Source organism: Staphylococcus sp. GDY8P45P, assembly GCF_017892745.1.
GTDB lineage: Bacteria > Bacillota > Bacilli > Staphylococcales > Staphylococcaceae > Staphylococcus > Staphylococcus cohnii.
In genome coordinates, this window is the sequence record NZ_JAESLS010000005.1 from 1 (window position 1) to 13,573 (window position 13,573).

At 31.5% G+C, this 13,573-nt stretch carries 15 protein-coding genes; 13 read left to right on the forward strand and 2 right to left on the reverse strand.

What is annotated here, in order from left to right; all coding sequences use genetic code 11:
* Window positions 1–182 precede the first annotated feature (182 nt).
* The 8 genes from KA873_RS03540 to dltD all read left to right on the forward strand — a co-directional run bounded on the left by KA873_RS03540 (window position 183) and on the right by dltD (window position 7,049).
* Window positions 183–617: a DUF86 domain-containing protein gene (locus tag KA873_RS03540; protein WP_107384281.1), complete on the forward strand. Its 435-nt coding sequence runs from the start codon at window positions 183–185 to the stop codon at window positions 615–617.
* 6 nt (window positions 618–623) lie between these two features.
* A complete protein-coding gene (locus KA873_RS03545; protein ID WP_107386381.1) occupies window positions 624–1,403 on the forward strand; it encodes a TIGR01457 family HAD-type hydrolase in 780 nt (259 codons plus the stop codon).
* Window positions 1,404–1,413: 10 nt separating this feature from the next.
* Complete coding sequence (locus KA873_RS03550) at window positions 1,414–2,373, forward strand: 2-hydroxyacid dehydrogenase (RefSeq protein WP_107504617.1); 960 nt, start codon at window positions 1,414–1,416, stop codon at window positions 2,371–2,373.
* Between the two features lie 444 nt (window positions 2,374–2,817).
* A complete protein-coding gene (locus tag KA873_RS03555; protein ID WP_019469681.1) occupies window positions 2,818–2,964 on the forward strand; it encodes a teichoic acid D-Ala incorporation-associated protein DltX in 147 nt (48 codons plus the stop codon).
* A gap of 14 nt (window positions 2,965–2,978) precedes the next feature.
* On the forward strand, window positions 2,979–4,442 hold the full coding sequence (dltA, locus tag KA873_RS03560; RefSeq protein WP_210140161.1) for a D-alanine--poly(phosphoribitol) ligase subunit DltA: 1,464 nt from the start codon (window positions 2,979–2,981) through the stop codon (window positions 4,440–4,442).
* A complete protein-coding gene (gene dltB, locus KA873_RS03565) occupies window positions 4,439–5,653 on the forward strand; it encodes a D-alanyl-lipoteichoic acid biosynthesis protein DltB (protein ID WP_210140162.1) in 1,215 nt (404 codons plus the stop codon). The genes dltA and dltB overlap by 4 nt, the downstream gene beginning before the upstream one ends.
* Window positions 5,654–5,670: 17 nt before the next feature.
* Window positions 5,671–5,907, forward strand: coding sequence for a D-alanine--poly(phosphoribitol) ligase subunit 2 (dltC, locus tag KA873_RS03570; RefSeq protein ID WP_107505385.1), 237 nt, complete (start codon window positions 5,671–5,673; stop codon window positions 5,905–5,907).
* Complete coding sequence (gene dltD, locus KA873_RS03575) at window positions 5,904–7,049, forward strand: D-alanyl-lipoteichoic acid biosynthesis protein DltD (RefSeq protein WP_210140163.1); 1,146 nt, start codon at window positions 5,904–5,906, stop codon at window positions 7,047–7,049. Before dltC ends, dltD begins: the two co-directional genes overlap by 4 nt.
* A 364-nt stretch (window positions 7,050–7,413) precedes the next feature.
* Here the strand turns inward: dltD and KA873_RS03580 are convergent, their stop codons facing one another.
* Entirely contained in the window at window positions 7,414–7,656 is a 243-nt protein-coding gene (locus tag KA873_RS03580) for a NifU family protein (RefSeq protein ID WP_019469675.1), read from the reverse strand.
* A gap of 106 nt (window positions 7,657–7,762) precedes the next feature.
* On the opposite strand from KA873_RS03580, the gene KA873_RS03585 reads away from it, so the two are divergent.
* A complete protein-coding gene (locus tag KA873_RS03585; protein WP_107384598.1) occupies window positions 7,763–8,074 on the forward strand; it encodes a YuzD family protein in 312 nt (103 codons plus the stop codon).
* Window positions 8,075–8,165: 91 nt separating this feature from the next.
* Here KA873_RS03585 and KA873_RS03590 read toward each other — a convergent pair whose 3' ends face one another.
* Entirely contained in the window at window positions 8,166–9,230 is a 1,065-nt protein-coding gene (locus tag KA873_RS03590; RefSeq protein ID WP_107384599.1) for an NAD(P)/FAD-dependent oxidoreductase, read from the reverse strand.
* Window positions 9,231–9,669: 439 nt separating this feature from the next.
* Between KA873_RS03590 and KA873_RS03595 the strand changes: the two genes are divergently transcribed.
* The 4 genes from KA873_RS03595 (at window position 9,670) to KA873_RS03610 (ending at window position 13,383) form a co-directional block, all read left to right on the forward strand.
* Complete coding sequence (locus tag KA873_RS03595; RefSeq protein ID WP_019469672.1) at window positions 9,670–9,906, forward strand: YuzB family protein; 237 nt, start codon at window positions 9,670–9,672, stop codon at window positions 9,904–9,906.
* A 13-nt stretch (window positions 9,907–9,919) separates the two neighbouring features.
* A complete protein-coding gene (locus KA873_RS03600; RefSeq protein ID WP_107384600.1) occupies window positions 9,920–10,279 on the forward strand; it encodes a HesB/IscA family protein in 360 nt (119 codons plus the stop codon).
* Window positions 10,280–10,515: 236 nt separating this feature from the next.
* Entirely contained in the window at window positions 10,516–11,724 is a 1,209-nt protein-coding gene (locus KA873_RS03605) for an NAD(P)/FAD-dependent oxidoreductase (RefSeq protein WP_154409348.1), read from the forward strand.
* 183 nt (window positions 11,725–11,907) lie between these two features.
* Complete coding sequence (locus tag KA873_RS03610) at window positions 11,908–13,383, forward strand: M17 family metallopeptidase (protein ID WP_210140164.1); 1,476 nt, start codon at window positions 11,908–11,910, stop codon at window positions 13,381–13,383.
* The last annotated feature ends 190 nt before the right edge of the window (window positions 13,384–13,573 follow it).

A 13,573-nucleotide genomic window follows, 5' to 3' on the forward strand; every position in this document is an offset into this window, starting at 1 on the left:
ATGAATTCAACGAAAGTGTTTTTATTTTACTCAAACATCATGGGGTTAGTGCATCATTGAGATATTAAAGTTTTTATTATTCGAATCATTCAATGAACTTAAAAAGTCTTAATTTACAGTATAACCATAAATGAATTCGACTGCAAAGGTATGGTATGATGAGAGTGATAGGGGTGACATAGATGTATTTTGTTAATAAAGAAAAGTTAGATAAAAAATTAAACTATTTACAACAATTAGTTAATGATTATCCAGATTATAGAGATAATCACTATGCATTTGAAAGAATTTCACAAATGTTGATTGAATCATCGGTAGATATTGGTAATATGATCATTGATGGCTTTATTTTGAGAGATCCAGGAAATTATAAAGATGTCATTGATATTTTAGAATTAGAAAATGTAATTTCTAAAGATACTCAAAATAATGTTAACCAAACTGTTGATGTCAGAAAGCAATTCGTTCATTTTTATGATGAACTTGATACGATTCAATTGAAACCACTTTTTGATAAAACACTTGATTATTATCAACAATTTATCGATGAAGTAATACAATTTTTGAATAATGAAAATGTACCTATAACAGCATTTGGTCAAAAAGGAGAGAAGTAATTTTTGATGAAACAGTACAAAGCATATCTCATTGATTTGGATGGTACGATGTACAAAGGGAATGAAAAAATTGATGGTGCAGCACAGTTTATTGAATACTTAAACAAGCATCAAATACCTCATTTATTTGTCACGAATAACTCTACTAAAGAACCATCAGAAGTAGCAGAAAAATTAAAAGTGATGGGAATTGATGCTACAGCAGATGAAGTAGTTACATCAGCACTGGCAACTGCAGAGTATATTGCTGATGAACAACCAGGTGCTTCAATCTATATGTTAGGTGGCGCTGGTTTAGAAAAAGCGTTAACGCAACATCAATTAAAAATAAAAGATGATGAGTTTGTAGATTATGTAGTTATTGGTTTGGATGAAGCTGTAACTTATGAAAAACTAGCAACTGCTACACTAGGTGTTCGAAACGGAGCAAAATTCATTTCAACAAATAAAGATGTATCCATTCCAAAAGAACGTGGGTTCTTACCTGGTAATGGCGCAATTACAAGTGTTGTGTCAGTATCTACAGGCGTTGAACCAACATTCATTGGTAAACCGGAACCTATTATTATGAATAAAGCCTTAGAAATTTTGGGATTAGATTGTTCTGAAGTTGCAATGATAGGTGATTTATATGATACAGATATACTTTCTGGAATCAATGTTAATGTTGATACAATACATGTTCAAACAGGTGTATCAACTTTAGATGATGTAAACCAAAAAGAAATACCGCCAACATATAGTTTTAAAGATTTAAACGAGGTAATCAAAGAACTCGAAGTTTAGGAGTGATTGAATGCAAAAAATCGTAGTAAGTAGAAAAATTCCACAGAAATTTATCAAACAATTAGAGGACATCGGTGAAGTAGAAGTTTGGGATGCATCGTTGACCCCTATGCCAAGAGAGAAATTTTTAACTGCTTTAAAAGACGCGACAGCTTGTTTTGTGACATTAAGTGAAACAATGGATGAAGAAGTCATTGAAGCTGCACCAAATCTGAAAGTCATAGCAAACATGGCAGTAGGTTATGATAATATAGATGTTGATTTGATGCAAAGTAAGGGTATTGTTGTGACGAATACACCAAGCGTTTTAACTGAAACAACGGCAGAATTAGGCTTTACTTTAATGCTTGCAGTGGCAAGACGTGTAGTTGAAGCGGAAACATATGTTCAAAATGGTGAATGGCAGAGTTGGGGGCCGTATTTATTTGCTGGTAAAGATTTATATCATGCTAACGTCGGCATTTATGGTATGGGCGATATTGGAAAAGCATTCGCGAGACGTCTAAAAGGTTTTAATACGAATATTATGTATCATAACAGAACAAGACATAAAGATGATGAAGAAGCGCTTGGCGCATTATACGTTTCATTTGAAACATTATTAAAAGAGAGCGACTTTGTGATTTGTACGGTACCATTAACTCCAGAAACACGTGATAAGTTTGACGATAAGGCATTTAAAATGATGAAAAATGATGCGATTTTTATCAATATCGGTAGGGGCGCTGTCGTTGACGAGGAAGCATTAGTGAAGGCTTTACAAAATGGTGAAATTAAAGCATGTGGATTGGATGTTTTAAGAGAAGAACCCATTGATATGAAACATCCGTTACTTTCAATGAACAATGCAACGATACTCCCACATATTGGAAGTGCATCGGTGATAACAAGAGACCGAATGATACAACTTTGTGTAGATAATATAAAGTTAGTATTAAGTGAAAAAGAACCTAAGACGCCCGTGGTATAAATTACTTATACCATGTCAAGCTACTCATTACTTGATTAACCCAAGTGAAGAGTAGCTTAATTTTTAGAAATATTTACAATGAATATCAGTCATTTAAATTTGCATTATTACTAAAAGATGATTGCCACATATGATAACTGTGGTTGTTGCATTATTAGATCATTATATCTTGGTTTGAAATGTTTTATTGAATACACATTAAATTTTGTAAAAGAATTTAATGTGTATTTTTTTGATTTTTAAAATAACGCTCTATTTATTTATATTCTACCTAACAATTTTGTTATATAGATGCACAAATATTTAATTGTAATGATGTAGGAAAAATTGTATAATTAATTGGTGAAAAAGTTGAATAATTTATATACAATAAAGCGTAAAATATAAAAAATAATTTAATGAAGATAATTAATGTTGAATTTACATAAATGCTAGAGGTGAAATATGCAAAAAAACGATAAAGAACGTACTGCTTTACAAAAATTCAAACCATGGTTATTGATAGTAATGTACTTAGCTATATTAATTGCATTATATTTAATTTATGGTACAGGAGATACACACAATAACTTTATTTACAATGAATTTTAATTAAGGAGACTATCATGAAAGACATCATTCGAACTTTAATAGAGCATGGAGAAAACTGCCCAAATCAAGTTGCAGTTAAACATAATGACGAAATTCTGACATATGAAGCGCTCAATCGCTTTGCTAATCAACTTGCAATCCTATTGAAAGATGCTAAAACACCACTAATTTTATATGGGCACATGTCCCCGTTTATGATTGTGGGAATGATAGGTAGTATGAAAGCAGGTTGTGGCTATGTTCCCCTAGATACTTCTATCCCTCAAGATCGTATTCTATCTATTATAAATAAAATAGAGCCTCAATTTATATTTAATACTACTAATGAACAACTAGAAATTGAGGATATTTCCTTTATTTCAAAAGATTTATTAACAGGCGTAAAACAAAATGAGGACACAGTAAGTAAAATTAAAGATTCAGATATTGCTTATACTATTTTCACATCAGGTTCTACTGGAGAGCCCAAAGGTGTACAAATCAGTTATGAGAGCCTCAATCTTTTTACAAATTGGATGTTAGAACTTAATCAAGTTGGTTCAAATCAACAATGGTTAAATCAAGCGCCTTTTTCATTTGATTTGTCTGTCATGTCTATATATCCATGTTTAATGACTGCTGGAACTTTGAACTTAGTTGATAAGACAATGATTAATAAACCAAAATTATTAAATGAAATGTTAGAAGAATCAAAAATAAATGTATGGGTATCTACACCCTCATTTATGGAAATGTGTCTCATGTTACCTCGCTTGACAGAAGCATATTACAGTAATTTAAAGGAATTTTTCTTTTGCGGCGAGATATTGGCAAATAAAACTGCAGAACTATTGCTACAACGTTTCCCATCTGCTTATATTTACAACACTTATGGGCCTACAGAAGCTACGGTAGCAGTTACAAGTATATTAGTTACAGAAGAAGTGATAAATCAGTACAATCCTTTACCAGTAGGATTACCGCAACCGGGAACTAAGTTATCTTTGACCCATGAAGGCGAACTTATTATTTCAGGGAAATGCGTAAGTGAAGGATATGTCAAAGACGAACTACGTTCTAAAAAAGTATTTAACAAGTTAGACGGTCAGAAATCTTATTACACTGGTGACAAAGCACAATTTATTGATAATCAATGGTTTATTAATGGGAGAATAGATTATCAAATTAAATTAAACGGTTATCGTATGGAATTAGAAGAAATTGAATTTCAATTGCGAAAATTAGAAAAGATTAGAGATGCGATTGTCGTACCAACTTATAAAAATAACAAAGTCACTCATTTAAATGCCGCAGTAATATTGAATCATTGTGATGAGGTAAAAGAAGTTCAAACTTTGACACATGATATCAAAACTGAGTTGAAACCTGTACTGCCTGAATATATGATTCCCAAAAAGATAATATATATGAAGAAATTACCGCTTACGATGAATGGGAAATTGGATCGTAAGAAGATTGCTGAGGCTATATTGAAATGATTCCATATGGCGATTTTACATTCTTTTTTATAGCATTAGTAATATTATTACCAGTTATCATATTAGGATTTATGGGCAAACAGAGCAAAATCTATAATGGTCTTAGTACAGCCGTTATGATTATATTAATATTCTCATCGACTAAGCATAACTTATTTGGACAAACGTATTTAAGCTTAGAATTGATAAATTTTATACTTTATCTGATTTGGCAAGTGATGATTATTATATATTATTGGCATTCTCGAGCTAAAAATAATACTACAACAAAATTTATATCAGTTATTTTTCTTTCTATTTTGCCACTGATTATTGTGAAAGTTATGCAAAGTTCGTGGTTTGGTACTGCGCAGTTAAAACTACATGAGAGTAAATTCATTGAATTTATAGGGTTTTTAGGCATTTCATATGTAACTTTTAAAAGTGTTCAACTATTAATGGAAATTAGAGATGGCTCAATCAAAGAGGTAAGACTTTGGAAAGTAGTACAGTTTATATCATTTTTTCCAACCATTTCTTCAGGACCGATTGACCGTTACAAACGTTTTGTAAAAGATGACAATAAAATTCTGAGTGGAAGTGACTATAGTCATTTATTAGTCAAAGCAATACATTACATCATGCTCGGATTTTTATATAAATACATTATTGCTTATTTAATACAAACATTTGCAATTAATCCATTAATGCTGGATTTTTCTGGTGTTATCACAAAATGGCTATATATGTATGCTTACAGTTTATATTTATTTTTTGATTTTGCCGGTTATTCACTTTTTGCTATAGCATTTAGTTATATTTATGGTATTCAAACCCCGCAAAACTTTAACCAACCATTTAAAGCTAAAAATATTAAAGATTTTTGGAATAGATGGCATATGTCACTCTCATTCTGGTTTAGAGATTGTATTTATATGCGTTCATTATTCTTTATGTCAAAGAAAAAATTACTGAAAAGTCAATTTGCAATGTCGAATATAGCATTTTTCTTAAACTTTTTAATAATGGGCATCTGGCATGGTATTGAAATTTATTATATTTTGTATGGTTTGTACCATGCAGCATTATTTATTGGATATGGTTATTATGAAAAATGGAGAAAAAACCATCGTCCACGTTGGCAGAACCAGTTTACAACTGCTTTAAGTATTGTTGTAACGTTTCACTTTGTAACATTTGGTTTTCTGATTTTTTCTGGAAAACTTTTTTAAAATGAGGAGGAATTATAATGGAATTTAAAGAACAAGTGTTAGATCTATTAGCTGAAGTAACTGAAAATAATATCGTGAAAGAAAACCCTGACGTTGAATTATTTGAAGAAGGTATTATAGATTCATTTCAAACGGTTGGTTTATTATTAGAAATTCAAAATAAATTAGATATAGAAGTTTCAATTATGGATTTTGACAGAGATGAATGGGCAACGCCTAATAAGATTGTAACGGCATTAGAAGAATTAAAATGAAATTAAAACACTTTATTCCAATTATTATCAGTCTATGTTTATTTGGGATTTTCTTAATATTACCTTCTAGCTGGTTTAGTGGATTAATTACTCCGAAAACTATAGAAAATCAACGCACTTCACTATCACATCAAGTATTAAAAGGTACGTTAATACAAGATAAGATGTTTAAATCGAATCATTTTTATCCTATTTATGGTTCTAGTGAACTTGGAAAGGATGATCCGTTTAATCCATCTATGTTATTGCGCAACAAAAATACGTATGCTAAACAACCATTTCTAATTGGCACAGGTGGTTCTACAGATTTGATTAATGCTGTGGAATTAGCTTCACAATATGATCATTTAAAAGGAAAGAAAATGGCACTTATCATATCACCACAATGGTTTACGGACCATGGATTAACTAATAAAAATTTTGATGCACGTATATCTAAAGCACAATTGAATCGTTTATTTAATCAAAATTATTTAAGTCCAGAGCTTAAACAACGCTATGCAAAGCGTTTATTGAGATTTAAAAATGTAGAAAACCGAAAATATTTAGAAAAAGTAGCTAAAGGTAAAACCAACAATAAAGACCAATATTTATCACCGTTTAAAATGAATCAATTTGAAAAAATTGAAGCGATAAAGTCGAATTTCCCACTTTCAAATACTGAGCTAGAAGATATTAAACCAGTAACAGCTCAAGATGAAAGTTGGAAAATGCTTCTCAATAAATCTGAAAAATATGGCGCTAAACATTCAAAATCAAATATGTTTAAAATTAGAGATGAGTATTGGCAATTAATAAAAAAACATAAGCGTAAAGTGAATAGAGATTATGAATTTAATAGTAATTCTCCAGAGTTTAAAGATTTGGAGTTATTGGTAGATACTATGCGAGAAGCTGGTGCTGATATAGAATATATCAGTCTTCCATCAAATGGAAAGTGGTACGATCATATAGGTGTAAATAAAGAAAAACGTCAGAAAGTATATAACAAAATTAGAGAAACTGTTGTTAATCGTGGTGGGAAAATTTATGATATGACAGATAAAGATTATGAACCTTATGTTATCAGTGATGCCGTCCATATAGGATGGAAAGGCTGGGTTTATATTAGTGAGCACATTGCGCAGCACATGCGTAAATAGTTATTTTAAAATTGAACGTGGATGATTTGAAAAATATATGAAATGTAGCATATGATAGGAAATCGCAACAATAGATTTCCTATCATTTTTTTATGGACGTGATTCATGAATCCAATCTTTACATAAGTCCAGACAGTATATTGTTCAGGAAAAAGATGACTTAAATAAAATTAACTAACAAAATCAAATGTATTTCACATCGTGCATACATCGATTTTATTACTGATTTGAATATAAAAATGCACCTTCATTGAACATGAAAGTGCATTTTGTTATGAATCGGTTATTATATAACAAATTCATAAACAAAGAATTCTATAAAATTTGACGCTTTTGTTGTTTAATTTATATATAAGTTGATCAACTAGAATACTTGTTCTACTTCTACTACTCCAGGTACTTCTTCATGTAAAGCGCGTTCGATGCCTGCTTTTAATGTGATTGTTGAACTTGGGCATGTACCACATGCACCGTGCAATTGAAGCTTAACAATTCCATCTTCTACATCTACTAGCGAGCAATCGCCGCCATCACGTAGTAAGAATGGACGTAGTTTTTCAATTACTTCTGCTACTTGATCAAACATTGTTACGTTTTCAGTTGGCATGGAAATGCCTCCTTTCAAGTATATTATTTCATTTTCTGTCTATCTTTTTATTATAATAGATATATAAAGAAAAATCTATCAATCAAGACAAAAGGGGATAGTTAAAATGAATAAAGTAAGTGTAGTCGTTTATGGTGCAGATGTTGTTTGTGCAAGCTGTGTTAATGCACCAACTGCTCGAAATACTTTTGATTGGCTGCAACCATTGCTCAAAAGAAAGTATCCAGATACACAATTTGAATTTACGTATATCGATATCGAGAAGGATACTGAAAATTTAACTGATCATGACCAACAATATATTGAGCGTATTCAGGAAGATGAATTGTTCTATCCACTTGTAACGATGAATGATGAATATGTTTCTGATGGATATGTACAATTGAGAGATATTACTAAATTTATGGATGCGCATTAATTTAATCATTTAGAAAAAGACACGTTCATATACTTTTAACAGAAGTTAGTAAAGTATATGAAGACGTGTCTTTGTTATTTTTGTTTAAGATTTATCCATTGTGATATTTGTATAACCATAGCACACCAGATTTTAAGATTGAAGCTAAACGACCAGTAACTGTTCTGTCCATGATGTAGGCAAAACCTTTTTTATCGCCAAGAGAACCTAAGAAACCTTGAACTTTAAGTTCTGGCATTTTTTCTGGTAGAGGCTTGCCTTGCCATTGTAGTTTCATAACATCTGCAATTTGGTCTCCTTGAACTTCAGCAAGTTGTGCACTAGGTGCATGAGGCAAATCTGCACAGTCTCCTACTACGTAAACATTTTTATAGGTTGGAACTTGATGGTATTGGTTAAGGATGACACGGCCATCTCTACTAATATCAATTGGTAAATTTCTAACAATTTCCACAGGTTGAATTCCAGCTGTCCAAACGATTAAATCTAATGGTTCAGGTACATCATTATTGAAAATTTTACCAGGTTCCACACGATTAATATCAGAGTTTGGTACTACTGTTACATCGTTCTTTCTAAACCAATTTTCTATATAACGACTTAATTTTTCAGGGAAACGTCGCAAAATGCGTTCTCCACGATCATATAAGTATATTTGTAAGTCTTTACGACTTTCACGGAGTTCACTCGCTAGTTCGATGCCACTTAAACCTGCACCTACAATACCTACTTTTGCTCCGTTGGGTAGTTCACTAATATGATGAAATGTTTCCCGTGAACTTGATAACGTTTGGATACTGTGAGTATATTCTGCAGCCCCTGGAACATTATGATATTTGTCTTCACAACCAAGTCCAATAACCAATTCATCATAATCTACTTTTGTGTTGCCAACTGAAATAATTTGATCTTCCAAATTAATATCATTAATTTCTCCATACACAATATTGATACGTTCTGAATCAGGGAAATTCATACGAATATCTTTGTCTGATTTAGTACCAGCAGCTAATTCATAGAATTCTGGTTTTAAACCATGATAAGGCATACGATCAATTAATGTAATAGAATAATTTTCAGGAAGTGCAGATGGTAAAATATGAGACATAATGCGCATATTTCCGTATCCGCCACCCAATAGAACTAAATTTTTCATTTATGATACCCCTTTAGTAAAAATGTATTGAGCAATTTGATAAAAATACAACTTATTTTCGTTAATAAATAATATCTTTATCTCTTGTCGTCAATGTAAGTCAATAAATATAATGTGGTTAAATCATATTCGTCTTCATTGAACGAAATACCATTTCATAATAAGCTTACTTAGATATATTATATGCTTTTTTATATACTTCTACAAATAAACATGATGAATTGTAATTTGTAAATATATATCTTTTAAATGCAATATGATTATAACAATATAAAAATATTGTGTGAATGACATTTCATACGAAAATAAGTTTTGTTTTAATTGATTTGTAACAAAAAACGGCAAAATAAATGAATAAATAATATAAGCTAGTAATTGGTCAAAAGCGGTGTGATTTTGTTATAATTGATAAACTGATAATTAATTGAGAGGGTGTAATATGAATCCAATAGTTGAGTTCTGCATTTCGAATTTAGCGAAAGGTGGAGATTATGTATATAATCAACTTGAAAATGATCCAGGTGTAGACGTTTTAGAATATGGTTGTCTACAAAATTGTGGTATTTGCTCAAGTGGCTTGTATGCATTAGTAAACGGTGATATTGTTGAAGGAGAATCACCAGACGACTTATTACAAAATATTTATTCACATATAGAAGAAACATGGATTTTTTAGGGAGGTAATTTTAATGGCAGTAGTTGAACTGACAGAAGCGGCAGCATACGAAGTTAAAGATATGATGGAACAAAATGATATGCCGAATGGCTTTTTGAAAATTAAAGTCAATGGTGGCGGCTGTACTGGATTAACGTATGGTATGTCTGCAGAAGCTGAACCTAGTGAGAATGATGAAATATTTGAATTTCACGGTGTGAAAGTGCTGATTGATAAATATGACATACCAGTATTGGAAGGTACAAAAATTGATTTTAAACAATCGTTAATGGGCGGTGGCTTCCAAATCGACAATCCAAATGCAATTGCATCTTGTGGTTGTGGTAGTTCATTCAGAACTGCAAAAGTTTCTGGGTCACCAGAAGATTGTTAATAATTGTAATTAGAGTTTTTATAGACTATAGTTCGACTAAGTGAGGTGAGAACTATAGTCTTTTATCTGTTTATGTGAAAAAACAAACAATATATGCGTTTCGGCTTGAAAATAAACTATAAAAACTATAAAATTAGTGTTGGATGAAAAATGTCTTTTTTGTGAATTTCTATGAAAATCAGTATATTAAAAAAGACGATCGCAACAAAAAAATTATGAAAGCTTAGGTGAATGAAATGGCTCAAGAACGTAAAAAAGTTTTAGTTTTAGGCGCTGGTTACGCTGGGTTACAAGCTATTACCAAATTACAAAAGCAACTTTCGGCTGATGAGGCTGAAATTACATTAATTAATAAGAATGATTATCACTATGAAGCGACTTGGTTACATGAAGCTTCAGCTGGAACAATTAGTTATGAAGATGTTTTATACCCAGTTGCAAGTGTGATCAATAAGAATAAAGTAAACTTCATCAAAGCAGAAGTTACAAAAATCGATCGCAATGCTAAAAAAGTAGAAACTGATGCGGGTATTTTTGATTTTGATATTTTAGTTGTTGCTTTAGGTTTCGAAAGTGAAACATTTGGTATTAAAGGTATGAAAGATCATGCTTTCCAAATCGAAAATGTTTTAACTGCTCGTAAATTAGCGCGTCACATTGAAGATAAATTTGCTAACTATGCTGCATCAAAAAATAAAGACGATAAAGATTTAGCTATTATCGTTGGTGGTGCAGGATTTACAGGTGTTGAATTCTTAGGTGAATTGACTGATCGTATCCCTGAGTTATGTAACAAATATGGTGTAGATCAAACAAAAGTTAAAATTACTTGTGTAGAAGCTGCTCCAAAAATGTTACCTCAATTCTCTGATGAATTAGTAAACCATGCAGTAAGTTATTTAGAAAGCAAAGGTGTTGAATTTAAAATTGCTACACCAATCGTTGCTGCAAATGAAAAAGGTTTCGTAGTTAAGGTTAACGATGAAGAACAACAATTAGAAGCGAATACAGTTGTATGGGCTGCTGGTGTTCGTGGTAGCAAATTAATGGAAGAATCATTTGAAGGTGTGAAACGTGGCCGTATCGTTACTAACCAAGATTTAACAATCGATGGATATAATGATATTTTTGTAATAGGTGATTGTTCTGCATTTATTCCAGCTGGGGAAGAACGTCCATTACCTACAACAGCACAAATTGCTATGCAAGAAGGCGAGCACACTGCTAAGAACATTAAAAATATCCTAGAAGGTCAACCAACTCAAGAGTTTGAATATGTTGATCGTGGTACAGTTTGTTCTTTAGGTGCTAACGATGGCGTTGGCGTTGTTTATGGTAAAGATATCCAAGGTAAAAAAGCTGCATTTATGAAAAAAGTTATCGATACACGTGCGGTATTCAAACTTGGTGGCGTAGGCTTAGCATTTAAAAAAGGTAAATTTTAATAACTGATAAATACTAGATGTATATCTAGTAGTATAAATATTGAGGCTGAGACTATTTTATGTCTCAGCCTCAATTATTATATGTATGTTTTTATAAGTATAGACTGTAAATCATTTTTAATAATGGATAGGGATTAATAAATGATACAATGTGACTGAATAAACTGAAATGAGGGATGATTGATGAAAGCAATTATAAATAACACTGCTAAGGTTGAACAAGATACAATCATTGTTGGTGTATCTGAACACTTAAATCAATTAGAGGCAATAAAAATAGGTGAAGAAGATTTAAAAGACTTATTATCACCTTTAAAGGAACATCAAGTCTTTAGCACAAATGTTGGAATAATATCGACTACATTTTTTAAAGTAGAAGAGAAAGCGCATAAGTTGATTACTGTAGGATTAGGAAATACTAAGGAATTAGGATACAATGATTATTTAAAAATATTCGGTAATTTATTTCAAGCTTTAAATAGCAGTAGAATCACTGAAGCTTCACTGTTATTTAATTCATTTAAATCTCAAAAAGTCGAAAAGGAAATAATCGCTGAAATTCTTGGTCAGCAAAGTGAACAATCAATTTATCATTTTGATGGTTATAAATCCAATAAATCAGCGCCTTATCAATTAAAATTAGAGATACATACAGAAGAAGATGATATTGCAAAATCTATTGAAAATGGTGAAGCAATTGCAACTGCTGTTAATTTAGCTCGTGATTATAGTAATATACCACCTAATATATTAACACCTGCTTATTATGCAGAACTGATAGAAAACCAATTTAATGACACTAATGTATTTGTTGATATCAAAGATAATAAGACTTTACAAAAAGAAGGTTTTGGGTTAATTCATGCAGTTGGTAAAGGTTCTAAAAATGGACCACGTGTAATTACATTGACTTATAATGGTGGCAAACCAGGAGAAAATCCTATTGCACTTGTAGGTAAAGGCATTACTTATGATTCAGGTGGTTATTCAATTAAATCTAAAACAGGTATGCAGACCATGAAATTTGATATGTGTGGCTCAGCAAATGTAATAGGAATGATTGAAGCTGCTCGTAAATTAGCGCTGCCATTAAATATTGTTGGTATTATTGCTGCTGCTGAAAATATGGTGAATGAAGAAGCGATGAAACCAGATGATGTTTACACAGCGCTAAGTGGGGAGTCTGTAGAGGTTTTAAATACAGATGCAGAAGGACGTCTTGTTTTAGGTGACGCTGTATTCTATGCTAATCAATTTCAGCCAAATATAATATTAGATTTTGCAACTTTAACTGGTGCTGCTGTAGCTGCGTTAGGTGAAGATAAAGCTGCCGTTTTTAATCAAAATGCTGAAGACACTTTAAAATCTATTCTAAGTCAAGCAGAAATTATGGATGAAAAAGTCTTTGAATTACCGATTACTGCTACAGAACAAGGACTGATAAGAAAAAGTGAGGTAGCTGATTTAGTCAACCATACCAATGGTCAAGGTAAAGCATTGTTTGCGGCAACATTTATCAATCATTTTGCAGGTAATACACCACATTTACATTTTGATATCGCAGGGCCTGCTACTACGAATAAACCAAGTTATAAGGGGCCAGTTGGGCCTACAGGTTATCTAATATCAACAATCGTACAATGGTTACGTAACCTGTAAAATAAACAAATTGAAGTTAAGAAAACATATGCTTCAAGTTAATTTTTAGTAGATTAACTTGAAGCTTTTTTAACTTATATAAAAAGGTTGGCAAGTTTATGAAGCATGTCTCATTTTAGTATAAAGTTTTGAATAAATATATCTAAAGATAGGATTGACAATTTGATAAGCAATTGTTATTATAAATCTC

What these genes read in the sequence shown, in the direction of transcription:
- KA873_RS03540 (WP_107384281.1), top strand. Translation starts at nt 183, where the DNA reads ATGTATTTTGTTAATAAAGAAAAGTTAGATAAAAAATTAAACTATTTA.
- KA873_RS03545 (WP_107386381.1), top strand. Translation starts at nt 624, where the DNA reads ATGAAACAGTACAAAGCATATCTCATTGATTTGGATGGTACGATGTAC.
- KA873_RS03550 (WP_107504617.1), top strand. Translation starts at nt 1,414, where the DNA reads ATGCAAAAAATCGTAGTAAGTAGAAAAATTCCACAGAAATTTATCAAA.
- KA873_RS03555 (WP_019469681.1), top strand. Translation starts at nt 2,818, where the DNA reads ATGCAAAAAAACGATAAAGAACGTACTGCTTTACAAAAATTCAAACCA.
- dltA (WP_210140161.1), top strand. Translation starts at nt 2,979, where the DNA reads ATGAAAGACATCATTCGAACTTTAATAGAGCATGGAGAAAACTGCCCA.
- dltB (WP_210140162.1), top strand. Translation starts at nt 4,439, where the DNA reads ATGATTCCATATGGCGATTTTACATTCTTTTTTATAGCATTAGTAATA.
- dltC (WP_107505385.1), top strand. Translation starts at nt 5,671, where the DNA reads ATGGAATTTAAAGAACAAGTGTTAGATCTATTAGCTGAAGTAACTGAA.
- dltD (WP_210140163.1), top strand. Translation starts at nt 5,904, where the DNA reads ATGAAATTAAAACACTTTATTCCAATTATTATCAGTCTATGTTTATTT.
- KA873_RS03580 (WP_019469675.1), bottom strand. Translation starts at nt 7,656, where the DNA reads ATGCCAACTGAAAACGTAACAATGTTTGATCAAGTAGCAGAAGTAATT.
- KA873_RS03585 (WP_107384598.1), top strand. Translation starts at nt 7,763, where the DNA reads ATGAATAAAGTAAGTGTAGTCGTTTATGGTGCAGATGTTGTTTGTGCA.
- KA873_RS03590 (WP_107384599.1), bottom strand. Translation starts at nt 9,230, where the DNA reads ATGAAAAATTTAGTTCTATTGGGTGGCGGATACGGAAATATGCGCATT.
- KA873_RS03595 (WP_019469672.1), top strand. Translation starts at nt 9,670, where the DNA reads ATGAATCCAATAGTTGAGTTCTGCATTTCGAATTTAGCGAAAGGTGGA.
- KA873_RS03600 (WP_107384600.1), top strand. Translation starts at nt 9,920, where the DNA reads ATGGCAGTAGTTGAACTGACAGAAGCGGCAGCATACGAAGTTAAAGAT.
- KA873_RS03605 (WP_154409348.1), top strand. Translation starts at nt 10,516, where the DNA reads ATGGCTCAAGAACGTAAAAAAGTTTTAGTTTTAGGCGCTGGTTACGCT.
- KA873_RS03610 (WP_210140164.1), top strand. Translation starts at nt 11,908, where the DNA reads ATGAAAGCAATTATAAATAACACTGCTAAGGTTGAACAAGATACAATC.